The sequence below is a fragment of the Oxynema aestuarii AP17 genome (genome assembly GCF_012295525.1).
GTDB classification, from domain to species: domain Bacteria; phylum Cyanobacteriota; class Cyanobacteriia; order Cyanobacteriales; family Laspinemataceae; genus Oxynema; species Oxynema aestuarii.
This window is the reverse complement of record NZ_CP051167.1, coordinates 4,763,484-4,788,463: the sequence shown is the minus strand read 5'-3', so window position 1 is coordinate 4,788,463 and position 24,980 is coordinate 4,763,484. Positions and strand designations below refer to the sequence as shown.

Below are 24,980 nucleotides of genomic sequence, written 5' to 3'. Positions count from 1 at the left end.
CAAGTCCAGACCGCGATCGCCCGTGCTAATTTACAGTAAAAATAAGCGAATTTAACCATAAAAACGACTGCTTGTCCGTGCGATCGCCCCGATCTCATAACAGGCTTAACTTTTAACCATCGATCGCCAAACGCTCCCCCAAATCGGCCAGAGCGCCGCTAAGGGTTTCTGTCGTCAATCGAAGGGCATTCTACCAAGAATCATGGAAACTATCGAACCGAGACGCGAACGGGTCACCCCCATCCTCAAACAGTTCCCCTGGCGCGAATGGGCCGAATACGCGAGCGTCGCCGGATCGGCTGTCGGGACCGTCGCCGCCGCTTTCTCCGGTCAGTTGCTTTATGCGGCAGCCCCGTTAACCGTGGCCCTGTCCCTCAACCTCGCCAATCGCAGCCGCTTCGACCGCCAAACCCGCCAACAAGCTCAAGCCGCGATCGCCGACGTCCGCCAAGTCGTCGAAACCCTTCATGGGTCTTTCCAACAACAAGAACGCCATCCCAACGCCGTCGATATCGAAGCAATTAAAACCGCTTTAGCTCAATTACAACACGTGACCGATCGCCTCAATCGCACAGCCCTGACCGAGGAAGATTGGGGGGTTCTCAACGTCCGCTTGTCGTTAATGAACGAGGCGATCGCCCGTTTGGAAGATACCATCGATCGCGACAATGAAGGAGACGATACCCTTCCAGAATCGATCGAAGATGAATGGCATCGGGAAGTCGCTTCGATCTCTGCGGACTTCACTAAAATGCAAACCGAAATTCGGGCGATCGTCGCGCACAATCAACCCTTATTCCAACGAATTAAAAATCTCGAACAGCAAAATAAAGAAATCGTCAAACCCTATTTGAAACGCTTGAGCCAGTCTCTCAAAAAATTAGAAAAAAGTGAATCCCTCGCCAGTTTAAAAACTAAACTCAACCGCCTCAATCAAGACGCCAGCATCCCCTTATCCGACGAAGCGATCGCCTCCGTCCGCAACGAATTAGACGGCCTACGGACTCAACTCAACGAACTGGAACGGCGATTGGACAGTGGGGCAACCCCCAGCGATCCGGCGCGCGATACGCCGGAGGCGTCGCGAAGCTATCGGACTCTCGAAGCCGAAATCGAGAAACTGTCTAAAGAAGTGACGTTACTCAACAGTCAAATGCAGCGCCGTTTCAATACCTTGCAAGACGTCGATCTCACCCGTCTCAATCGAGGGCTAGAACTGAATTCTACCACCATTTCGACCTTGCAAGATCTGTACGACAGTCTGTTGGCGTCCGTCCTCAATTTGCGCGATCGCCTCGAACATTTGCCCCCCGCGACGAAAGTCAAACATTTACAACTGGAACTGGGACAAGTCAGCGATACCGTCACGCAATTGCAAACCCAAATCGGCGAACTCCCTTCCGAATCTCATCCCAGTTTGCAACAACAAATCGAAGAATTGAGAGCGGCGATCGCCTCCTTAAAAGGAACCGATTTTAAATATGTCACGAAACAAGATATCGTCCCGTTGGTGATCGCCGTGAAAAAACTGGGTCAACATCGGACCTATTTAGATTGAGGGAACCGCTAACGTGAAATAGAACTTCGACCCGCGACCGAGTTCGGACTCGACCCAAATGCGACCGCCGTGACGCTGAACGATTTTCTGACAGACCGCCAGACCGATGCCCGTCCCGGGATATTCTTGAATCGTGTGGAGACGCTGAAAGATCTGGAAAATGCGATCGCGGTGTTTCGGATCGATCCCGATGCCATTATCTTCAATACAAAATCGATAGCGATCGCCTTCGCGTTTAGCATCGATCGCGATCTCTGGCGGATCTTGACGGCGATATTTAATCGCATTTCCAATTAAATTTTGGAATAACTGCACTAATTGGGCGCGATCGCCTTTGACCGAGGGTAATGTCGAGGCGGAAATCGTCGCCTGATTGCTTTCAATCGCACTTTGCAGATTCGCCAGAGCAATTTCTAAAACCTGGTCGGTCTCGATCTCCTCAAACGGTTTGGCGCGGGTTCTCACCCGGGAATATTGCAATAAATCCTCGATTAACGTTTGCATTCGCAAACTCCCATCGACAATGTGATTGATATAGCGTTCGGCTTTAGCGTCGAGACGGTCGTGATAGCGACGCGCCAGTAACTGGGTAAAGCTGGCGATCGTTCGCAAGGGTTCTTGCAAGTCGTGAGAGGCGATATAGGCAAATTGTTCGAGTTCGCTATTCGACCGGGTTAATTCTTGTCGCTGTCGGATCTCGTGGGCGAGTAACTGCGCTTGATATAAAGCAATACTCAGTTGGTTGCCTAACTGTTGCAATAACTCAATTTCAAAGGTCGTCCACTCGCGAGTTTGCTCGCACTGATGGACGCACAGTAGCCCCCATAAATAAGTGGTCGGACCGGAATCTTCCGATATTTCGCTTTCGCTACCGGGTAAGGGATTGAGGAGGATGGGGACGACGATATAGGCGCGTACTCGATATCGATCCAATAAGTTGCGATGGGCGGGTAAGAGGGGAGCTGTAGCGATATCGGAACAGGCATAAATCCCGCGATCGCTGGCACGACGCAAGTATTGGGAAATCCACTGGGGGGTGAGCTTGGCGTTGCCCAACATGGCGGGCCACCCGGGACGAATGGCTTCGTGAAGGACGCTAGCGCTTTCGTCTTCTTCGATCCGATAGAAGACCACGCGATCGCCGTGTAGGGTGTGCTGCAGTTCGCGCACGGCGATCGCCAAAATTTCCTCGATTTGCAACGACTGGCGAATTTTGAGACTGAGGGAACTGAGGAGGTGATAGTAGCGGGTTTGGCGCAGTTGTTCGGCGATCGCCTGTTTCTCTTCGGTCACGTCATAAGACGACCCTTGCACCTGAACGATCGCCCCGGAGCGATCGCGAATCGGCACTAAGGTCGTGCGCCACATTTGCAATTTGCCACTGGTCGTCAACGTTTCTTCGTAGGTCGTCGGGGTTCCCCGTTCCTGACAAACCCGGCAGTTGCGTTCTAAAATCATAGCCACATCTTTCGGCAAAACCGCGCGGGGGCGTTTTCCCTGCAACGCTTTGACGCTCGAGCCAATCGCTTTTTCATCCACCTCATTGACCGTTTCGTAAACCCAATGGCCCTCGCCACTGAGTTTTAACAGAAAAATACGGGCCGCCGAATGCTGGAAGATCCCCGCATAAAGTTCCTCACTGGCGCGTAACTGTTCTTGGGTTTGGCGACGGGCGTCGTAAGTATAAATCGTATCGCCTAACACGCGCAATAACTGACTGTCTTCTTCAGACCAAGCTTGCCAATGGTTCCGACGGTGGTAAACGCCAATTTCGCCCCACATCCGACCGAGGCGATCGCGGATGGGAACGAGCAGTTTGTCCCTCACTTCCTCACTTGCAACCGCCGGAGTCGCACTTTCAGCGAGGGCGGAATCGTCCTGCGGGGAGCTACTATTCTGCCAGGAGGCGACACGGAGCGACTCGCCCCCGTGCACTTGCTGCTGCAATTCGACGCGATCGGCGCCCATGACTTCGCCCAAGCGCCGGAACAGATCGACGAAATCCACGGCTTCGCTGGTCGCCAGCTCTCGGGAGATGTCCGCCAAGACCGTTTCTAAAGACAGCCGATATTTAAGCTGTCGTTCCGCTTGTTTGCGATCGGTAATATCTTCGGCAATTCCCGCCACTTGGGTAATTTCGCCGCGTTCGTCGGCAATCGGCACGGTGCGCGCCAAAATCCAGCGTATTTCACCATCGGGACGGACGATGCGATACTCGCAGATGGTCGATCTCCCCAACCAATGCTCTGCAATCAGGTCGGACAACAAGTGGAGATCGTCGGGATGCACGCTTTCGACCCATCGTTCGGGTCGTTCGTAGAGCGCCGCCAGCGATCGCCCCCATATCTTCTCGTAAGCGGGACTGAGGTAAAACAGGGTATCCCAATTGGGGGACATCAGCCAAAAAACACTTTGCAAATTGTCGGCGAGCTGGCGAAAGCGCTCCTCACTCTCGCGCAAGGCGGTTTCGGCGCGATGGCGTTCGCTGATATCGCGCAAGCACACGATAGAGACGGATTCTCCGGACCATTCCGTGCGCGCGACGGTCATTTCGGTCATGCAGACTTCGCCGCGATCGCGCAAAATGCCGATTTCGCAGACGCCTTCGGAAATCGGAATGCCGAATTCGAGATCGACCATTTTATCTAATCCTCGCCCGAACAAGCGCGCTGCTGCCGGATTGATAAACCGAATTTTCCCGCGCAAATCGACGATCGCGATTCCATCGGAGGTATTGTTGACGATCGTCTGCAAGCGGCTTTCACTTTCCCAAAGCTGGGTGGCGATCGATTGCTGTTCGGTAAGATCTTCGGCACTTCCGAGCACTTGGGTCGGTCGTCCGCTCTCGTCGCGCGCAAAGACGACGCTGCGACAAATTAAGGTTCGATATTGACCGTTGGCGTGTTTGTAGCGGATTTTGTTTTCTAAAACTTCTCCATCTTTGAGTTGAAGACAACGCTGGTGCAAGTCGAGCAACATCGGGCGATCGTCGGGATGAACCGTGTCCCAAATCCACTGCTCCCCACCTGCTTGTATTTGTTCGGGGGTATAGCCTAAAACATCCAAGATCCGGTGATTGCTGTAGATATTGCGGCGAGCGTCGAGGTCGTAAATATAGACAATGTTGGGCAGCGCTTGGGTCATGCGATCGACAAAGCACTGACTGGCGCGTAACTGCGCTTCGGCGCGCTTGCAAGCGGTGATGTCGGTATAGTATTCGATCCGACCTCCGGCATACAGTCCTTCTGCGATCGGCTGACTCCAATGTTGCAGCCAGCGTTCGGCTCGGTTTTCTCCGGGAAGCACGTGACATTCAAATTGTTCGATATAGCTATTGTCGCTATAGGTTTTGAACACTTTTTCGGCAAATGCGGCGCCGTTTTCAAAAATGTGGGCGATGCGATCGCGGATTAAGCGTCGCTTATCCCGTCCGATCGCCGCTTCGCGGGGTAATCCGAAAAACTGTTCCAGGGTTCGATTCATCCAGACGACGCGAAAACTGGCGTCTAAAATAAACAGCCCGAAGGCGGCGCGATCGAACATGTCTTCGGTCAGCGAATGTTCGCGCAGCAGTTCTGAAGCGCTTTGCTGGCTGAGAAGATATCCTTCGCGATCGCGGGGTTTGAACCAGTGCAGGGGGGGCCAACTCTGTTTTAAGTTCGAGCGCCCGTCGCCGACCCCGGCTGAAATGGGACGACGAGCACGATTCTCCTGGGGAGATGCTTCGCGAACGCCCACGGAGGAACGATCGCGCACGACCGGGGTTCGCGATCGCCGAGCGCCCGTGACGCGAGCGCTCATTCCCAAGCGCAGCGATCGTTCTAAAACAGGCGCACTCAGTTCGTCGATCGCTAAATAATCGGCGGCGCCTCGGCTCAACAAGGCCCGTCCCTGGGAAGCTGTTTCAACCACCACCACCACTCCCGGGGCGATCGCGCCCTCACGACCGGGAAGGGAGAGTAAACTCCAGTAATCGTGCGCTTCCCCGAGAGTTGCCGCGATCAGGTAGATATCGATCTCCTCTCGACCGAGCCACTTTTCCCTCATGGCGCGATCGCTGCGAACCCACCCCAGTTCGACGGAAAAAAGTTCGATCTTTGGTAGTAACTGGCGGATCGCATTGTACGTGCTCAGCTCGGAAGCGACGAGCAAAAGTCGCAAGTTTTTCATCAAATCACCTCCAAGACAGCCCCACCTCGGGACAGGTAAGGGAAGGTCTTGAGTCCGAAATCAGCAAACCCCTGTTTCTGGCCATCAAAAAAACCTTACCCGCCAAAAACTGACCCCATCTGTGTATTATCCGGCGCTGTTTCATCGAAAAGCGAACCCTGTCGAAACATAAAATGAGGTCGGCTTGAAATAGAGTGGCCCTCAGGCGTCGAATAGCTATCCCCAAACACTTTTTTCCGGGGTCAACTCGGACAGCGATGAGTTGGGTAGCTTCTCCTCCCTCTACGATTAACTGTCTGTAGAACATACCAACATCCGATCGCCGCTTAACTGCTTTACCTTCTTTAAGCCAATGTCTGGCCCAACTCGGCTGAGTTGGCATCAGTAGTTTTCCTTCTTTTGAAACGACAGGTACTCGGATAAGATCGTTCTCCAAGATGGAGTGTTACTCCCCTCGGCGAATGCAATTAAGATGTCCTTTCCCAGATCCCTTGCAGCTTCCAAGCTTGGAGATCGTCCAGACAGGGGAAGCATCCGGAAGTCCGTGCTCAATTGGATCTCGATGGCCTAGTCAGCACTTGACTTGTAGGATCCCCTCCTACAAGCCGCGCCCTCTATTGAGGGGACGGTTGTTGACTCTTCTCTCAATCGCTTTGATAGATTGGACGAATCCTGGATCAATTTGTTGATTCAGCCTACAATTCCATGGTTAAACCATCGGATAAGGGAGACTCACTCCCTTGCCCACTCTATGGCTTTTACCACTTCTTAGAAAACCCAATTTGTGCGAAATTCTCGTGTCATTTCCTAAATCTATTCTAACTTGACGATCGAATTTCTACAGACAAAGTTATCTTTGATTGCGATCGCCTTCCAGAACAGATCGGGTATGACAATCGCCCCCTAGGGGACGGCTGGCGACAGGGATCGTTCTCATCGTTATTCTGCGTCGTGGGATCTCCTGACTCCCCTTCAGGCGATCGCCGTGGCTTGCCCAAGCCTGCCTTATCGTAAAAATTCCCCTAATTTTTACCTTCGTTGAGTCGTTCTCGTCGAGGGACTGGCTCGGGACTTCAAAATAGTAACATTAAGAGGCAAAATCGAGGTTGATTTTCCCAAAAACATCAAAATAGTAACATTAAGAGGCAAAATCGAGGTTGATTTTCCCAAAAACATCAAGAAATTGACTGTCATTGCAATACAATTCCCTTGGAGACGAACATTCCTCAGTTCTTTTGGCGATCCTCATGGTTGGTCTTTCTCATTTATCTAAACTCTCGCAGTTCGTATCCGTTCAATAGAGATCGAACGACCGTTGAAAATCGATCCTTTTTATCTAGAATTCCTCAAAATCGTGAAAAATTTCATCAAAAAAGTTCAAAAATTGTTAATCTAGAGAGCGACGGGCGATCGCGCGCGTCGAAGCGATCGCCCTCACGATCCGAATCTCCACAACCCTTTGCAGCTCACCCCAGAGAAAACTGATGGCCGCTTCCAAACGCAAATCCAAGAGCGACGGCGTCGTTTACCGAGAATTTGGCAACTCGCCCAATGCAGACGCCACCGCACGACCGATTCAAGAACTGCCCCCCAACCAGCAACAAATCCGCATCCAAGCTTCTCGTAAAGGGCGTAAAGGTAAAACCGTCACCGAAATTACGGGCTTTCAGTGTAAACCCGACACCCTCGCCAGCATCAGCAAACAGTTAAAAGCGCAATGTGGCACCGGAGGAACGGTCAAAGAAAGTACGATCGAGATTCAAGGGGAACACAAACAAAAAATCCTCGAAATCCTCACCCAACTCGGCTATCAAGCCAAAATTAGCGGCGGTTAGGATCCGGCGCCACTCGCGGCTAATAACGCCGTCCCGTAAGCCGCTTCCGTCTGCGGGGACGCCACCACCTCGACGCCGAGACAGCGCTGCCGAATCGCGCTCCAGGTTCGGTTTTGGGCGCCCCCCCCGGCGCTGTAGACCCGAGTGAGGGGCGTGGCGCCGGAGGTTTGCAAGCACTGGTAACCTCGCCCTTCGATCCGGGCGAGACTTTCGAGCAACCCGTGCAGAAATTCAACGTCACTCTCCGGACGCGGCGCCAGTCGCGGCGCTAACTCGGGGTCGTTGACCGGAAAGCGTTCCCCCGGTTCGAGGAGGGGATAGTAGTCGAGAGGACTGGCGCTGTTGGGGTCGATTTGTTCGCTGAGTTCGGCGAGTTGGCGATCGCCGAAAAACTGCCGCAACACGGCGCCCCCGGCATTCGAGGCCCCTCCCGCCAGCCATAAATCCCCGAAACGGTGGCTGTAAATCCCGAAATGGGCGTCGTCGATGCGGGTACGGCTGAGTAATTTGAGAACGAGGGTAGACCCGAGGGAGGTCACCGCTTCCCCGGGTTGGCGCGCGGGACTGGCGAGAAAGGCGGCGATACTGTCGGTGGTTCCCGCGACGATCGCGCAATCCGGCGGCAAGCGGAAGCGATCGCCGATGTTTTTACGAATCGTTGCAATTTTTGTCCCCGGAGCTACGATCTCCGGCAACTGGATGGCGGCGGGAACCGCATCGAATAGCCAATCCGGATAACATAGAGTTTCCGGGTCGTAGCCGAGTTTTAAGGCATTGTGATAGTCGCCGATCGCCAGTTGTCCGTGGAGGAGAAAGGCAATCCAATCGGCTTGATGGAGAAAATAAAGCGGCGTGTTTTGTGCAAAATATCCCGAATGGCACGCCCATAACAGTTTGGCCAAACTGGAACTGGCGGAGATCGTGAGATGGTTCGGCGGTGCGATCGCCCGCAATCGATCTAAGATCGCCGCAGCTCGACGGTCGTTATATAAAATCGGCGGCGCGATCGCCGTTCCGGCGCGATCGCACGCCAAACCGGTCGAAGACGTGCCATCGATCGCGATCGCCCGGACGTGAGACCGCACGGCGATCGGTATTTGTTCCAGTAGAAAAAATAAAGCATCCCGCCAAACTTCGGGAGTTTGGGCGCTTAACGGAGTTTGCGCCCTAGCGCGGATCGTCCCCGAACGATCGATCGCGATCGCGCGCGCCCCGGACGTGCCAAAATCAAAACCGAGATCGAAAACCATCTCACCGATTGACTGGATTTGCAGAAAAATCGTCTAAACTTTTATTGTAGGTTGAGTTGAGGCTGATTCGGTTTTACTTAAACAATGGTTGGCCAAAATATGGCAGTGGGTGAGACGTTGGTTTGCCAATCCGGAAACGGCGATCCTCCGGCGGAGTCGCGACCCGATTGCCCAACCCCCAGCACCGACCGTTAAACCCCTCAGCGATGCCAGTTACGAATCCCTCTTCATGCGATTGCTCGATCGCGCGGCGGCGGGGGCTTCCCCAGAGGAGTTATCCGCCTTGTTAGAACGGCGTGCGGACGATCGCTTTTTCCATTCGTGGTTGCGTCGTTTCGGGCAGAAGTCGATCGATTCGCCCTTACCGCAACCGGAATTAACGGTGAAATTAGAACAATTCGGACAGAGCGAGGGGGGGAAGCTTGGCGAAATCGCTGCAGGGATTGCGCTGCAGTTGCGCGATCGCTCCTCACAGCCGTTGAGCGATCGCGATTATCAAATTTTATGGGAATATCTTTTAGAAAAAGTCAATCTCGGCTGGGAACAACCGCAAGTCCGCCAATTTTTGCAAGGATTAGAATCGCGGGGGACGGTTGGAGATTGGATCGCCTGGTTGGACCGGACGGGAGAGCAGTGGTTGACGGCGAGTGAGGGAGAAGGAGAGGTCAGCGAGGCGATCGAGCGGTTGAGCGAGTTGACCGAGGGGGAATTGTCCGATCGCCTGGGTCAAATGGCCGACGGCGTGCGCCAAAGGGCCACCCATCCCCCCACGAGTCCGGATTTGGACGCGGCGATGCTCCGACCGACTCGCGACGCGATCGCCCACAGCCCTACCCCCACGAGTCCCCCTACAGGCTTACCCGTATTTGAAGGGTTGGAATTGCCGGACAATCCGGGGGTCAAAGCGGTCAGTTTGGAGGAATTATGGGATTTGATGCAGCAAGATCCGGACTTAGTGCGTCAAATTGCCGATCGCTTGCAAGTGGACAGTACAAATCCGCAGGAGTTAATCGAGATCTTAGAAGCGCAACAGTGGGGACGCGAGGGAACGGATTTATATTTAAACGGAGATTTAGACGGGGCGTTGGCGGCGTTCGATCGCGTGGTCAAACGGCGACCGAACGACGCACTGATGTGGGGGTTGCGTGGGGATATCCTGCGCGATCTCGAACGGTTTGACGAGGCGATCGCCGCTTACGACCGCGCTTTAGAACTCGATCCCGACGATCGCCAGATCCGCCAACAGCGAGAGGACTTGGAACGAGAAAGAGAGTCTGGAATGCAGGAGTAGAGGCGATCGCCCCCCCCAACAGCAGAAGTCCGCCCCCATCGGAAGCGGACTCGCACTCAATCGGAACTCCGGGCGATCGTTGCGGCGATCGTTTTCAGCGATAGTTGGTAAATTGGAGGGCGACGGGCCAATCTTGGTTTTTAATCAGGGCGATCGCCTCTTGCAAGTCATCTTTGGACTTACTCGACACGCGCACCGCATCCCCTTGAATGGATCCTTGAACTTTTTTGAGTTCGTCGCGCAATAACTTAGTAATGTCCTTGCCGATTTCTTTGCTAATCCCTTTTTTCAAGGTAATGACTTGACGGACTCGCGAACCACTCGCCGATTCAATTTTGCCGTAGTCGAAAATCTTGAGGGATAAATTGCGCTTGACGGCTTTTTGTTGCAGAACCGTATGAACCGTTTGCAACGTAAATTCACTATCGGTATTGATGGTGATATTGTCTTCACCGAGTTCGATTTCGGTGTCGGTCGTTTTCAAATCGTAACGGGTTTTAACTTCCCGTTGGGTTTGATCGATCGCGTTGACTAATTCTTGACGGTCGAAATCGCTGACGATATCAAAAGAATAGGTAGAAGCCATGAATCCTTGGTTAAGTGGTGTCCGAGCAACTACTGCCAGTGAGGCTGAGAATGAATCCGGGTCTACTACACCGAAGATCGACGCTTCCCATAGGCGTCGGGTCACTGTCCCCCCTCCCGGTAAACGCTAGATTCGGGGAGGTGAATGGCGCGACGACACTCGGCATTCGCCGAACTTGACTCGCACTCCTTCGCGAACGCACAGAGGCGATCGAGACGAGTCCGAATCAATCAAAATAAAACAACGTCACCACACGGCGTTGTTCTTCTGCATCCCGACAAGTTTCGAGCAGAGTATGACTGTCGTGGAACGCAAAGCAGATTAACTGCTGGCATCGAGATACAATTTCCCGGTTGCAAATCGCACTGGCTTCTGCCAGGGACAGGTGGTTATTGTTGTGATTTTCCACCAAATGCATCACGTTACTGAGTTGCTCGCGAGATTCGCGAGGTTGACGATCCAGGCTTTGCGGCAGAATAACGGTGAGCATGTTGGGATCCGCCCGCATGGCACCTCGAATTGCTGCCGAATTCGTACCCGTCGCACCGGAGGTGATCAGACGATTTCCAGAGAGGACGAGCGCGTAACTCATCATCTCGATCAGGATCTGATGGGTAATGGGAACGTGACGCGACCCCAAGAGAGCGATTCTCTTAGAGCCCGTTTGCTGGATCGTCGCCAGTTCTTGCGCCAACGTATCTATGGAGATGTCTACCGATTGAGTCAAAGAGGCTATAGAGCTAAACAGGACAACCCAGCTATTCTACCAAACCCAATCCCCCTTAAATCTGTATTTGAGCGATAAGGGTACAGATTTTTTGAAATATTTGCAGATCGGTGGGGGAATTGGAGAGGGGTTGAAACCTCTCACCCTTGGGGGGTGGCCCTGTGGCGAGTCGGGGAAAACAGACGACGATCGCCCCCGAATTAAGGAAAGGGGGCGATCGCGGGCGATCGAGATCGACCGAGTCACTCAGACCGCGACGGGATCCAAACCGAGGGCATCCAAGAGGCGATCGAGGGCGAAATGCTCGGCGATCGCGTGTTTGATGTATTCGACCTTAATCGGTTCGTACAGGCGGACGTGTCCGAGGGTTTGTTCGATAATTTCCACCGTCGTCAAGGTATCGAGATCCACGGACAACACGGGGATTTCGAGTTCTTCGGCGCGGCTGATAATCATCGGCGTCGGCGGTAGATGTCCGGTGAGGATCAGGCAGTTGGTGGCGGTTTCCAAGGCGGCGAGTTGGATGTCGGTCCGATCGCCCCCGGTAATCACGGCCATATTGTCGGCGGCGGAGAAATATTTCAACGCCGAATTGACATTCATCGCGCCGATGCGGAGAGTTTCGACCATCAAATCGAGGCGATCGTGACAGCAGAGCACCTCAGCCTTGAGACGGCGCACCAACTCTGCCACCGAGACGCTATGGAGCAGATTGCTCATCGGTAACAAGCCGAACACCGGGATTCCCCGACCTTCGAGAAAGGGAGCGACCACATGAGAGGCCCGTTCCCACTCGTCTGCGGGAATGTCGGTCAAAACGATGCCCAAGAGGCGATCGCCGAGTCGTTCTTTGACGCAGATCAGTGCGGCGGTATCGAGAACCGAATGAAAGCGCGTGACCAGTAAAACCGGGGATTCGAGTAAGGCGCTCATTTGCGGGACCGACAGATCGAACAAGCGCCCGCGATCGAGGGTAGACGGTCCTTCGACTAACACCAGATCGCCTTGCAAACCCTGCAGCGATTGCACAAAGCTCTCGGGATAATCCCGTCGGTCGTGTCCTTGGAGTTGTTTGGCGATCGTGTCGGGTTCGAGAAATAAAAGAGTTTCTCCCAGGTTATTTTGGGGCAAATCTAAGGTTTTGCCTAAAAAACGAACATCTTCATCAATTCCATCTTTTTCTGTCGCATTGAGACAGGTTCCCAAAGGTTTGCTATAGCCAATGTTTAACCCTCTCGTCTGTAATTTCTCCGCCAAACCCAATATCGTCGAGGTCTTGCCGCTATACGGTTCGCTCGACCCGACGATCAGATATTTTGGCCGACTGTATCCAGTTGTTTCACCCAATTTTGGCACGCCGTCTCTCCATCAACTACGAGCTATTGCATCAATGTAAAAGTTATCCACAAGTTGCGGGGAAAAGAGGTTCGCCGTTCGAGAACCGGATTTCCCCGCCTTCTGGTACTACGATCGCCCTGGAACCGTCCGAAGCCCCTCGCTTTCGACAAAAAACTGCGCGGCGATCGGTCAACTCGGGCGAGTCTCTATTCTAAGCATCCATCTGTAAGAGTTTGCGGTAGAAAGGTTTGGAAAAATCGACAATTTGATAGCGCTTGAAGCCGACGATCACGTCGATCAAGAAATCGATAAACTCGAAATTCGCCATCGTAATTTCATAACTGAGTTCCGCATTACCGTCGAACTGGAGGCGACAGCGCGTCAGGTCTGCCGGGAGGGTGGAAACGTGCCAACTGGCGACGAAGGGAACGTCTTCGCCATTTTCGATTTTGCGCTCGCCTTCCAAACTTCCCTGACGATACAGACCGATCGCCCGAGGTAAAACGGCCCGTTTGTTGCCTTGGTAATAAGGCATGTAAACGCCGACTTCGCGATTGTCGGCAGGCTGTAGGTTTTCTAAGTTGGTTGCCATGTTCGCAACTCCTTAACACAATGGCGGTGACTCGACGGGCGCGATCGCGCGCTGCGTCCCACAGGTGCGGGTCGGGGATCGCCATTCCATCGGGGTCGGGGCGATCGCGCGAGGCTCTACTCGCTTCTAGTGTCGCACTTGCGACGGATTCCTGACTAGCCATTGCCTTATTTTTGCCCCGGGATGCCTGTTTACCCCTGGAGATCGCCGCGCGCCTTTTCGGTTGGACGCTATCGATGCCAGCGATACGGGGGTTGCGAGCAAGCTACCATGCGAACCCTCCCGATTAAAGCGATTCACTCCTTATTTTTTAGCGATTTGTTGACATTTTTTCGACGCTTTTAAATCCGACCCCCGGGGACTCTCAAACTCGCGCGATCGCCCCCTCGTTCTAACTCCCCAAGGGGACAAAAACACTCGGCTGTCCCTCTAGGGTTCAAACAACCCAATGAAGTACAGTAAACAATGAATTCCGTAACCGAAGTTACCAAATCTCAAAACAATGTCACAACCGACGATCGAATCCATCCTCAAAGAAAAACGCCTGTTTCCCCCCTCGGCGGAATTTTCCCAAACCGCCCATATCAAACATTTAGACGAATACCAGAAGCTGTACGAACGCGCTGCCGCCGACCCCGAACAATTCTGGGCCGAACTCGCCGAAAGCGAACTGCATTGGTTCAAAAAATGGGATCGCGTCCTCGACTGGCAACCGCCGAACGCTCAGTGGTTCCTCGGCGGACAGCTCAACATCTCTTACAATTGTCTCGATCGCCACTTAACGACCTGGCGCAAAAATAAAGCAGCCCTGATTTGGGAAGGAGAACCCGGCGACTCGCGCACCCTCACCTACGCCCAACTGCACCGGGAAGTTTGCCAGATGGCGAACGTTATCAAACAACTCGGGGTGAAAAAAGGCGATCGCGTCGGCATCTACATGCCCATGATTCCCGAAGCGGCGATCGCCATGCTCGCCTGCGCCCGCATCGGCGCCCCCCATACTGTCGTTTTCGGCGGCTTCAGTGCCGAAGCCCTGCGCGATCGTCTCGTCGATGCGGAAGCGAAACTCGTGATTACCGCCGACGGGGGCTTCCGTAAAGATGCCGCCATCCCCCTCAAAATTCAAGTCGATAAAGCCCTCGAACACGGCGTCTCCAGCGTCGATAACGTCCTCGTCGTCCAACGCACGGGCGAAAAAACTCACATGGAACCCGGACGGGACCACTGGTGGCACGACCTGCAAGCAGGGGTCTCCGGTCACTGCGATGCGGAAGTGATGGACAGCGAAGACATGCTCTTCATCCTCTACACCTCCGGCACCACGGGCAAACCGAAAGGGGTCGTCCACACCACGGGCGGGTATAACCTTTACACCCACGTTACCAACAAGTGGGCTTTCGACCTCCAAGATACGGATGTTTACTGGTGTACCGCCGATGTCGGCTGGATTACCGGACATAGCTACATCGTCTACGGTCCGCTCTCCAACGGCGCTACGACGGTGATGTACGAAGGGGCGCCGCGATCGTCCAATCCCGGCTGTTTCTGGGATGTGGTCGAAAAATACGGCGTCACGATCTTCTACACCGCCCCCACCGCGATCCGCGCTTTTATTAAAATGGGCGAACACCATCCCAATGCCCGGGATCTGTCCTCCCTACGCCTGTTGGGGACTGTCGGCGAACCGATCAACCCCGAAGCTTGGATCTGGTACCACCGCGTCATCGGTGGCGAACGCTGTCCGATTGTCGATACCTGGTGGCAAACGGAAACGGGCGGTTTTATGATTACTCCGTTACCCGGCGCGACCCCCACCAAACCCGGTTCCGCGACGATGCCCTTTCCCGGAATTCTCGCCGATGTCGTCGATTTGGACGGCAATTCTGTCGGCGAAAATCAAGGGGGTTATTTGGTGGTGAAACATCCCTGGCCCGGGATGATGCGCACGGTTTACGGCGACCCCGATCGCTTCCGCCGGACTTATTGGGAACATATTGCCCCGAAAGACGGCCAATACCTTTATTTTGCAGGGGACGGCGCCCGACGGGACGAAACCGGATATTATTGGGTAATGGGTCGTGTCGATGATGTAATTAGCGTGTCTGGTCACCGTTTGGGAACGATGGAAATCGAATCGGCGTTGGTGTCTCACCCCTCTGTGGCGGAAGCGGCAGTGGTGGGCAAACCGGATGAGTTGCGAGGGGAAGCGGTGGTCGCTTTCGTGAGTTTGGAAGACGGTTACCAAGGTAGCGAAGATTTGGAAAACCAGCTTAAAGAACATGTCGTCAGTGAAATTGGCGCCCTGGCTCGTCCGGCGGAAATTCGCTTTACCGACGATTTACCGAAGACGCGATCGGGTAAGATTATGCGCCGTTTGTTGCGATCGCTCGCCTCCGGCGAAGAGATTTCCGGCGATACCTCGACGTTGCAAGACCGTAGTGTTTTAGATAAGTTGCGCGAGGGTGCTTGAGGCAAGAGCAACTTAGAGGTCACCAGTTGCGAACATGTACGGCGATTCTCCTTTGGAGACGCTTTCGCGATCGCCGGAAAATAGATTGAAAAGGTGCATTGAGAACCACGATCCTCACGCACCTTTTCCTTGGGCGATCGAATTGAGCCTCCTCGGCGATTCTCCTTTGGAGACGCTTCGCGATCGCCTTGCTTTCCGACTTAAAACCTTAGACTTTGGCCGCTTCTGCAAAGCGAATTTTTAGATAATCTTCCTCCATCTTCGCCCCCGCAGGTTGCAAGGCCGCCAGTGCTTGGGGCAACACTAAATTACGGCGGTGATTGCCGATACGAATATTCAACTCGTCCGCCGTTTTACTTAATTTGATATCGTCTTTAGGAATTCCCGGCAAGTAGAGTTCCAAACTATAATGATTGTTTTCTTGTAATACCCTGACCGTCGTTTCTTTATAATAAACTTGGGTCGGGTCTTCGTCTTGATATAAGGTCTGCTTGAGGGTTTCTAAAGCCTCTAACCCGCACATTTCTTGAGAATAAAGCGGCACCTCTTTGACGGGTAAAGGGCGGAAATTCTCGTGAATTTCGTGCCGATATTCTTGCTGATTCTCTTTCCAGCGTTGGAAAAAGGCATCGGTCACTTCATCGGGGATAATCCGGTTGGCAATCACTAAATCCGTCGCGACATTGTACAAACTTAAATAAGCATGAGCGCGCAACGATTCCTTAATCACCATTTTTTCGGGATTGGTAACCAAGCGCACCGAAGTGACGGCATTATCCGTTAAAATCTTTTCGAGCGCTTCGATTTGTTCGTAAAACTCGTAAGGTGCGTCCATCACCTCTTTATCGGGGAGAGAAAATCCGGCGATCGGTTTAAAAATCGGTTCGACTAAGGGACGCAACGCTACGGAAATTCCTTGCAACGGCTTGTAAAAGCGGCGCATGTACCAGCCACTGACCTCCGGCAAACTCAACAGCCGCAAGGCGGTTCCGGTCGGCGCCGAGTCGATAATCAAAACGTCATATTCGCCTTCGTCGTAATGGCGCTTCATGCGGACGAGTCCGAAAATTTCGTCCATTCCGGGTAAAATCGCCAGTTCTTCGGCTTGTACCCCTTCTAAACCGCGCGCTTGCAGGACTTCGGTGATGTAACGCTTGACGGAACCCCAGTTCGATTCGAGTTCGACTAAGGCATCGAGTTCGGCTCCCCACAGGTTTTCGCGAACCGGACGCGGGTCGTGTCCGAGTTCGAGATCGAAGCTGTCGGCGAGGGAGTGCGCCGGGTCGGTACTGAGGACGAGGGTTTTATAACCGAGTTCGGCACAGCGTAACCCGGTTGCAGCAGCAACGGAGGTTTTACCGACGCCACCTTTACCTGTCATTAAGATCAAACGCATATTGCAAATCGTCCTCTGGCTGAGAATTGTTTACATCTCTTTACTTTAGCGGTTTTTTTTGGGGAACAGGTGTTGTCGGAGGACATCGAGGCGGGAACAGTCCCAATAATCGATATGGGAGGCGATCGCACCGTCTGGATTCACTTCGAGTTCGCTCCATCCGGGGATGGAAATGCGCGGTTTCCAGGGTAAGGGGGTGGTCCAGTGCAAGGTCCATCGGGTGGTGATGGTGTTTCCCCGGCGATCGATCTGGTGCATGTCGAGCTGCACGTCTTTAAACCAAGTTCGGATAAAATTAATGGTCTGGCGGTAGCGATCGCGCCCCCGAAAACGATTCATCGGGTCTTGGAAGTAAACGTCTTCGGCGTAAATCTCGTAAGTCTGATCTTCGGGGAAGTTTTGGTAATCTTGTTTGAGAATATCGAGCAGATCCATAGCAGTTCAGAAGTTATCTGAGCAGACAGTTGAAACACTTTAAATCGAGGACATTCGTTCTTGACAGTTGTTGCCCCATCTCCAAGGGAGTAGAGAGCGGTACTTCACAATAAAAACAAGCGAGCTAAACCGATCCCAAACAACCCCATAGGGAGTAACGAACCACGATCGCATCCCAAGCAAAATTCCCCACCCTAACCCCCGAAGAATACTTCACTTGGGAAGAACAGCAGCTCGAAAAACACGAACTGATCGACGATCGAGTATACGCTATGGGTGGTGGTAGTAAAAACTATAGCCTCATTTCCGTTAGACTGATTACCCTGTTTTCCAACCACCTTGAAACCAGTCGCTGCGAAGTTGGTAACTCAGACCTGAGAATTAACATTGTCGGCACAAATAACTATACCTATCCCGATGTCAGCGTCACCTGCGACGATCGCGACAAAACCACAACCCAATACATTACCTATCCCTGCCTCATCGTCGAAGTTCTTTCTCCGAGCACCGAAGCCTACGACAGAGGCCGCAAATTTAGAATGTATCGCCATAATCCAGCCCTACAAGACTATTTGTTAGTCAGTTCCACCCGCCTGGAAATCGATTTATATCACAAAAAAGAAACAGGCGAATGGTCGATCGTCAATTACCAAGCAGGCGACACTATCGAACTCAAAAGCATCAATCTAAGTTTTCCCATCGAGGAAATCTATCGCAATCTCGACCTGACTCCAGAATCTGAATCACCTCAATTCCCCTAAAATCTCAAATCTCAAATCTCAAATCCAAAACCCCCCACCAACGCATCGGTAGGGGGTTTTTTCAGTTCGACCTAACTTAAACTTAGGCAAGCCATTCTTGAACGGCTTCTTCTTTGGTGTTGGTATGGCGGGAAGGCGTTTCGCGATTGAACTTCATGTGGATCGATCGCATTTGCTCGCCGTCGGCGGCGACCGCCATAATCGGATAGTCGATTAACCCGTCTTGGAAGGACATCTGGAAGCGGAAAGTGCCGTCGGGATTGAGTTTAATCGGACGTCCGCCAATCGTCACCGTGGCGTCGGGTTCGGTGGCGCCGTAAACGATCAATTCGGCATCGGCGACTAACCAGAACTGACGGGGGCGAATCGGGGGGGCGGAGGCGGAGAAACCGACGCCGGACATGCCGACTCCGGACATATTCATGCCGACTCCGGACATGCTCGGAACGGCCCACATACCGACACCGGAGGGGAACACGTAGGAGCTGATCGATTCGGACGGTGCCATCGAACCGGGGACGTGCTGCATGGAACCGAACAGGGATCCGGCGACGCGCTGAGCTTCGGCGCCTTGGGCCATGCCGAAGATTTTGTCGTAGATCGGGCTTTCGCCAGCCGCCGCTTTTTTGCTCGGGGGAACGAGTTCGACGAAGGTTTTCCCGCGCAAGTCTTCTTCCCAATCGACGGTGATAAATTGGTCTTCGATCCAGTCGGAGGGATAGACGGGCGGCACGTGAACGGGGGCGGAACGGGCCAACACGAGCCAGCGACCGTCCGCGCAACGGTAACCGATATCTACTACGTAGTCGCGATCGCTCACCGGAATCGGCAAATACCATTCGCGAGCTAATTCGTCGCAGGGATACTCTTGGATGCTGTGGGGGCTTTGAAATTCGAGGTTGATGTCGGTGACGTCGTACAAACGCAAGGCTAATTGCTGACCGCCTTGCTTGCGCATTTCTTCTTTATGTTCGTTGGAGACGTCCCAGTAGGAGTAAGACCATTGGGGATCTCGCGGCATCAGCACGATGCGGCTGGTTCCGTAGCCGTCGGGTAAGTCGTTCAACCCTTCATCGACGGAGGCGAGAGTCCCTCCAGTACGATCTTCTTGACCGAGTTCAAATTTTGCAGCTTCCACTTCTTCCTGCGCCTCCAGAGTAGTAGTAGTTTGACCTTGGGTTTTGCTACGTTGCTTGTCTTCGATCGCCGCGAGCAGTTGTGCTTTTCTCATGCGAGAGTAGCGGGAGATGGCATATTCGCTGGCCACTTTACGGAGTTGCCGCAATGTCATCTCTTGTAAAGGGGGACGTTCTTTTGCCATGACTTTGGCCTCCTGTTAGTTAGACGGCAGGTAAATCAATTTGGGGATGACGTGCGAGCGATCGCCTTGATTTCTCAACCTGCTTGGTTGACGTACTCCCCGCTCTCAAGAGACGGGGATTCTAAACATCACTATTTTTTCTCTTTCGACGAGTCTGCCGATCTGTTTGGGTTTCCCCATCCAGACCGAGGTCAGTCTCTCCAGAGACGTTCCTTTCCGGTACCCCAGGGTAGGTAATGACACTTCTTTTCGCCTGGGTGCGCCGGATCGATCGCGATCCGAGAGCTGACGATCCGATTGTGTTTGGAGAAAGGGCGGCCAAATGCTCGATCGGGGTGAGGCGGGTGCATCTCCCCGGCAGGCTCGATGACATCAGTGAGTTTGTTATTTCAAAGGGAGGGCAACGTCGGGTTCTCATCCGTGGCACCCTCGTCGATTTTGCAGTTTCCTCGCTTGATTTAGGCGGAGTTTTATCGTCGATTTACAAAAAAGGTACGGTCTGGTTCGGTCGATCCCTCGGATGCGGTTTCGAGTGTCCTCGCCCGCTTTGGCGTCCGATTCCAGATGGCGGTCTGGGGATCGCCGGGATCGCTTTGTTAAGTCTATGTTGCAGAAAACTCTCGCTGGGGTCAAGGGGTCTAAAGGTCGATTCTGTCGGCGATCTACGAATTTATAGGCAACGTGGGGATCGTAATGTCATCAAATTTTAACATTTTGTTCCCCAATGCTCCCGATCGCCCGTCCAATTTGTCAAGATTTAATAACAAAATGTGAAAACCCTTGAAAAATAAGGCATTTGAGCGGCTGATACCCGAAGGGCGCTCGGGACGCTTTCCGGTTGAGATCCCCACGAGCCGCCGAGTCCGGGTCGGGCGATCGGTGGCGGGCGGGGCGGGAGTCCCCGGAACTCAAATCATGCAAACTTATGAAAAATATAACTTTCCTTAATCTTTGAGCGGCGATCGCCCGTCCGCCGTCGCGATCGCAAAGGGGTCAGGCGTGGTGACCTGACCCCTTGCGATCGAACGATTGAGAGTAATAATCGGAAGCGCCTTCCCTAGAAACGGTCTAACCTTCGCTGAGAATCGCCCAATCGCGGATCTTCCAGCGATCGCCGTCGCGCATCAACTGGTAGCGAATCCGTAAATTATCCTCGCGGGTGCGACTCGGCTGACCATTCTCGAACAACTGCCCCGATTCGACCACTTGCGCCTCGACCGTCGCCTGATTCGGATCGGTTTCGCTCACCTTCAACTGGCTGACCTCTTCGAGTTGGTGTTGATATTCCCAATGCCAATTGTCCCGGCGAGCATCTTGGGCCCGTCGCTGCCATAACGACAACGCCGGATCCACCAGCACCTCGGAGAGCCGATCCACCTGGCGATCTTTACCCAACGCTTGAGCCTTCACCGAGAACCACTGGCGGATCGTCTGAGCCGCTTTATCTTCAGTCAGTGGACCTCCGAGAGCGAGTTCCTCCGGTTTAGGTCGATCCGGGAGCATCACCGGGCGATCCAAACGAATATTCAACTGTTCGCCTTCCAGGGATGGACCGCGAGCGAACAAAGCGCGCACGCCACCGAAGATCAGACCGAGTAAAAACCAGAGAAAGAGCAGGGCAAAAATTCCCGCCGCAGCGAGCAGTAACAGGCGACTGACTTTAAGCGATCGCCCCCGTCCGGCGCCGCGACGAGTACGACGGGAATGACTGCCATCGGAACCGTCGCCACTGCGAACCCGCGTCGCCACGGGTAAACGCGATCGCTCCTCCCCACTTCTCAGGGGTAATTGGGGTTCCCAACCCGGGGGACGGTTGGCGCCACTGCCGGGAGAGCTGCGGCGGGGGGAATCGCCGACTCGTTCCGGATTGTAATCCCGTCGGGCGTGGGGAAGGGACGCCAACGAACTTCCTCGGTTCCCCTCCGCCAGTCGCGCAGACGGTTCCCCGGACGAAGACAAAGCCACCGGGGAATAAGCATTTCCCGTGGGGCGATCGCTCAACCGAAACGAAGCGCGCACCGCCGAATCCGGTCTGGGCTTGGGTTCCGGCAGACCCACCGTAAGCGGGGGATTCGACTGAGCCAAAGGCACCCACTCGTCCACCTCCTGGCTAGAAGTTTCCGGCAAGCCTTCCAAATAGCCCTGAACTTGTTCGTCGGCAAAATAATCCTTCAACGAGGCGAGATCGCTCGCCAAATCGCGAAAATGGGGAAACACCTCCCCTTGCAACCACCGTTCCGCATACAGGCACAATCCCGGCAGTAAATCCGGCGCATCTTGGGACTGTTCCCGGATAAACGCCAGGGGTTCCCGTTCCTGCGTCAACTCCAAAACCTGGGACGCTTCCTCAGTTTGACCGAGCAGCAAAGCGCAAACCGCCTGCTCCAAATGCACGTCCTGACGCCGCCCCAAATGAGCCAGCATCAACTTCCCCCGCCGAATCAACGACGGTTGGCGCGTGGCAAAGCCCCCCGCGACCAAAGCGTAGACCGCTAAATAAGTCGCCACCGCCGACGGACGCCGCGCTTCCGCTTCAAATAATTCCTGCTGTTCCGCCGCCGTCAAATGGCCGCGCAGTTGTTGGATAAACCGCAAAAAGTCATCTACATTCAAGCCGGATTGGTCGTTCCCGGTGCCGTCGATGCCGCCGCGTTCTTCGAGCATTTCTTGCAGCAGCCGTAACCCGCGTTGCCGTTCCTTGACCTTCGTTTCCGGTAGGGCGAGTAACTCCAAAATCCGGTAGGGACGTAGTTTGTAGAGATCCGAACCCATTTCCCCGCGCAGGTTGGCAAACAGCCCCTCGGTCAGTAAAAGATCTTGACCCGTTTCTAAAGATTTTGCCGCACTTTCGTATTGGCTTTGCTGCCACTGCTCCCGTCCGAGTTCCAAACAGGCTAAAGCGACGGTCAAGACGATATCGGGAACTACCAGGTTCGGATCTCCGAAGCGCCCGTTTTTGAGGCTGATATTGTTGGCACTCAGAATTGGCAGGCCCAACTTCAAGACCAGTTCGTATTCGCCGAGTTCTTGGAGAATCGACAAAGCGCCGACAAATTGTTCCGGTTCGATTTCGATGCTCGGCGTACTGCTCGATTCCGATCGCGCCCCCTTAGCCCACAAATCTCGCCCGGAAGGATCCCCGACTTCTCGTTCGGCATCGTAGGATTTGGCGAGAAAATTGGCATCGTAGATTTGGCGTTCTTCCGGATCGGACAACACGGCGTAAGCTTCGTCAATCAGCCGCTTGCGCTCCACGGTGGCCACCTCGGAATATTCCCGACGGGGGAGTTGTTGCACGCGATCGCGATGAGCCTGCTGTAATTGTTCGGCAGTAGCCTGTATGGGCAAGCCGAGAATCCTGTAATAATCGAGTGGAACTAGCACTGTCTACTTCCCCACCAGTGAGCGACCAGACGGACTGACAAGAGGATCTCCAAAACTCTCTACAATGGTGCGATAATTATAGCCTCTAGATTCTAGTGTAAAAGTTTGAAACTTTATTGGTAAGTAGCAAAAGCGACTCGATCGCGAATGGGCGTTCAGTCGCAGAGGCAAGGGGAACGCGTTTTACCCGCCTCCCGAGTCGGGGAGATAGAGCGAATGGATTGGTTGCGATCGGGTCTCCAGGTGACCGTTCTCGCTTAGCCTGTTAATTGGGGCGAACGCGGCGGTTCGGAGCAATGATATGTTGAAGGATGACAATTCTGGGTATTGTTGCGAGGGAACGAGTTAATCGATGATTCAAGAACGGACTTTACCGAAATTTGAGGCCACGGCAGCAACGATCTCGAAAGAGGACGGATTGATGCTGTACGAAGATATGGTCTTGGGCCGCTTTTTTGAAGATAAGTGTGCCGAAATGTACTATCGCGGCAAAATGTTTGGCTTCGTCCACCTCTACAATGGCCAGGAAGCAGTTTCGACGGGGGTCATCCGGGCCATGCGTCGCGACGAAGATTTTGTCGCCAGTACCTATCGCGATCACGTTCACGCCCTCAGTGCGGGGGTTCCCGCTCGCGAAGTGATGGCGGAATTGTTCGGGAAGGCGACGGGATGCTCGAAAGGTCGCGGCGGTTCGATGCACTTATTTTCTGCGGAACATAACTTGCTCGGCGGTTATGCGTTCGTGGCGGAAGGGATTCCGGTGGCGACGGGGGCGGCGTTCCAAAGTCGTTACCGTCGCGATGCTCTCGGCGATCCCAAAGCGGACCAGGTGACGGCGTGTTTCTTCGGGGATGGCGCTTGCAATAACGGTCAGTTTTACGAATGTTTGAATATGGCGGCGCTGTGGAAACTGCCGATTCTTTACGTGGTCGAGAATAATAAGTGGGCGATCGGAATGGCTCACGAACGGGCGACCTCGGAACCGGAAATTTATAAAAAAGCCAGTGTTTTCGGTCTCAAGGGCGTTGAAGTGGACGGAATGGACGTGCTGGCGGTGCGTGAGGCAGCCTTAGAGGCGGTGGAACGCGCCCGTGCGGGAGAAGGCCCGACGTTGATCGAGGCGTTGACCTATCGTTTCCGGGGTCACTCCCTGGCGGATCCCGACGAGCTGCGATCGAAGGAAGAGAAGGACTTTTGGCACGCTCGCGATCCGATCGCCCGTTTGGGAGCGCATTTGTTAGAACACAATTTAGTTCGACAAGAGGAACTCGACGAAATCGAGAAGCGAATTCGCCAGGAAATCGAGGAAGCGGTGGAGTTTGCCGAGAGCAGTCCGGAACCGGATCCGAGCGAACTGCGCCGCTATATTTTTGCGGAAGATTAAACGGCGCCAGGTCACGAAATCGCCGTTGAACTTTTGCGTTTTGGGAATGTCACCGGACATTCCTATTTTTTTGCGACCGCCATAATTTTTGCTCGATTTGTTTGCGCTTGATTGCGATTGTTTGCGTATGTTTGACTGAATTTTACGTATATTTTACGTATTTATACGGTTCGGTTAACCGAAGTCAACGCGGATCGGTCGATCGCCGCCCCCTGGAGGTGAGCGATCGCTGTTCCCTCGTCCCGTCGGCGAGTTCTCGGGAGGGCGATCGCCGAAAACAAGCTAGAAAAAGGGTCTTACCCCTTTACCCCTTCACCACTCATGCCCCTTTTGCCCTCTCGGGACGGCATAATTCTTAAAAAAAGATTAATAAACTTGACTTTTACTTGAAAATAGATTATCCAGAAAGAATGCATCCGTGAATTTACGGATGCGGTCACTCTCCTGAAGGGAAATTGCCCGCAGTTTAGGGCGTCTGTAGG

18 protein-coding genes are annotated in these 24,980 nt (G+C 53.7%); 7 read left to right on the top strand and 11 right to left on the bottom strand.

Annotated features, from left to right (window positions below):
* Positions 1-202 precede the first annotated feature (202 nt).
* Positions 203-1,558: a coiled-coil domain-containing protein gene (locus HCG48_RS19200; RefSeq protein WP_168570596.1), complete on the top strand. Its 1,356-nt coding sequence runs from the start codon at positions 203-205 to the stop codon at positions 1,556-1,558.
* On the opposite strand, the gene HCG48_RS19195 is transcribed toward HCG48_RS19200, so the two are convergent.
* Complete coding sequence (locus HCG48_RS19195; RefSeq protein ID WP_168570595.1) at positions 1,550-5,728, bottom strand: PAS domain S-box protein; 4,179 nt, start codon at positions 5,726-5,728, stop codon at positions 1,550-1,552. The two genes, HCG48_RS19200 and HCG48_RS19195, sit on opposite strands and share 9 nt — an antisense overlap.
* Positions 5,729-5,732: 4 nt before the next feature.
* A complete protein-coding gene (locus tag HCG48_RS19190) occupies positions 5,733-6,164 on the bottom strand; it encodes an RRXRR domain-containing protein (RefSeq protein ID WP_281362027.1) in 432 nt (143 codons plus the stop codon).
* Positions 6,165-7,212: 1,048 nt separating this feature from the next.
* On the opposite strand from HCG48_RS19190, the gene HCG48_RS19185 reads away from it, so the two are divergent.
* The gene (locus tag HCG48_RS19185) at positions 7,213-7,563 is read left to right on the top strand and encodes a translation initiation factor (protein ID WP_168570594.1); all 351 of its coding nucleotides are present in this window, start codon (positions 7,213-7,215) and stop codon (positions 7,561-7,563) included.
* On the opposite strand, the gene HCG48_RS19180 is transcribed toward HCG48_RS19185, so the two are convergent.
* Positions 7,560-8,813, bottom strand: a complete 1,254-nt coding sequence (locus HCG48_RS19180) for an FGGY-family carbohydrate kinase (protein WP_168570593.1) — start codon at positions 8,811-8,813, stop codon at positions 7,560-7,562. The genes HCG48_RS19185 and HCG48_RS19180 overlap by 4 nt on opposite strands.
* Positions 8,814-8,922: 109 nt before the next feature.
* Between HCG48_RS19180 and HCG48_RS19175 the strand changes: the two genes are divergently transcribed.
* Complete coding sequence (locus HCG48_RS19175) at positions 8,923-10,104, top strand: tetratricopeptide repeat protein (protein ID WP_168570592.1); 1,182 nt, start codon at positions 8,923-8,925, stop codon at positions 10,102-10,104.
* Positions 10,105-10,198: 94 nt separating this feature from the next.
* Here HCG48_RS19175 and HCG48_RS19170 read toward each other — a convergent pair whose 3' ends face one another.
* From HCG48_RS19170 to ebsA, 4 genes are all read right to left on the bottom strand, one after another.
* Positions 10,199-10,690, bottom strand: a complete 492-nt coding sequence (locus HCG48_RS19170) for a YajQ family cyclic di-GMP-binding protein (protein ID WP_168570591.1) — start codon at positions 10,688-10,690, stop codon at positions 10,199-10,201.
* 226 nt (positions 10,691-10,916) lie between these two features.
* Positions 10,917-11,417, bottom strand: a complete 501-nt coding sequence (locus HCG48_RS19165) for a DNA recombination-mediator protein A (RefSeq protein WP_168570590.1) — start codon at positions 11,415-11,417, stop codon at positions 10,917-10,919.
* A 246-nt stretch (positions 11,418-11,663) separates the two neighbouring features.
* The gene (locus HCG48_RS19160; RefSeq protein ID WP_246259636.1) at positions 11,664-12,773 is read right to left on the bottom strand and encodes a phosphotransacetylase family protein; all 1,110 of its coding nucleotides are present in this window, start codon (positions 12,771-12,773) and stop codon (positions 11,664-11,666) included.
* 193 nt (positions 12,774-12,966) lie between these two features.
* Complete coding sequence (gene ebsA / locus HCG48_RS19155; protein ID WP_168570589.1) at positions 12,967-13,347, bottom strand: type IV pilus biogenesis protein EbsA; 381 nt, start codon at positions 13,345-13,347, stop codon at positions 12,967-12,969.
* A gap of 502 nt (positions 13,348-13,849) precedes the next feature.
* Here ebsA and acs point away from each other — a divergent pair.
* Positions 13,850-15,817 carry an acetate--CoA ligase gene (gene acs / locus HCG48_RS19150; RefSeq protein WP_168570588.1) on the top strand — a complete coding sequence of 656 codons (1,968 nt, stop codon included), beginning with the start codon at positions 13,850-13,852 and terminating at the stop codon, positions 15,815-15,817.
* 208 nt (positions 15,818-16,025) lie between these two features.
* Here acs and HCG48_RS19145 read toward each other — a convergent pair whose 3' ends face one another.
* Complete coding sequence (locus HCG48_RS19145) at positions 16,026-17,213, bottom strand: TRC40/GET3/ArsA family transport-energizing ATPase (protein WP_168570587.1); 1,188 nt, start codon at positions 17,211-17,213, stop codon at positions 16,026-16,028.
* A gap of 45 nt (positions 17,214-17,258) precedes the next feature.
* Entirely contained in the window at positions 17,259-17,648 is a 390-nt protein-coding gene (locus tag HCG48_RS19140; RefSeq protein WP_168570586.1) for a C6orf136 family protein, read from the bottom strand.
* A 167-nt stretch (positions 17,649-17,815) separates the two neighbouring features.
* Between HCG48_RS19140 and HCG48_RS19135 the strand changes: the two genes are divergently transcribed.
* Positions 17,816-18,409 (top strand): Uma2 family endonuclease, encoded by a 594-nt coding sequence (locus HCG48_RS19135; RefSeq protein WP_168571967.1) that lies wholly within the window; start codon positions 17,816-17,818, stop codon positions 18,407-18,409.
* Positions 18,410-18,491: 82 nt separating this feature from the next.
* Here the strand turns inward: HCG48_RS19135 and HCG48_RS19130 are convergent, their stop codons facing one another.
* Together HCG48_RS19130 and HCG48_RS19125 are read right to left on the bottom strand one after the other, a co-directional pair.
* Complete coding sequence (locus HCG48_RS19130) at positions 18,492-19,730, bottom strand: DUF4912 domain-containing protein (RefSeq protein ID WP_168570585.1); 1,239 nt, start codon at positions 19,728-19,730, stop codon at positions 18,492-18,494.
* 1,068 nt (positions 19,731-20,798) lie between these two features.
* A complete protein-coding gene (locus HCG48_RS19125; RefSeq protein WP_168570584.1) occupies positions 20,799-23,114 on the bottom strand; it encodes an IMS domain-containing protein in 2,316 nt (771 codons plus the stop codon).
* Between the two features lie 352 nt (positions 23,115-23,466).
* Between HCG48_RS19125 and pdhA the strand changes: the two genes are divergently transcribed.
* On the top strand, positions 23,467-24,498 hold the full coding sequence (pdhA, locus tag HCG48_RS19120) for a pyruvate dehydrogenase (acetyl-transferring) E1 component subunit alpha (protein WP_168570583.1): 1,032 nt from the start codon (positions 23,467-23,469) through the stop codon (positions 24,496-24,498).
* A gap of 131 nt (positions 24,499-24,629) precedes the next feature.
* Positions 24,630-24,857, top strand: a complete 228-nt coding sequence (locus HCG48_RS19115; RefSeq protein WP_168570582.1) for a hypothetical protein — start codon at positions 24,630-24,632, stop codon at positions 24,855-24,857.
* Positions 24,858-24,980: the final 123 nt, after the last annotated feature.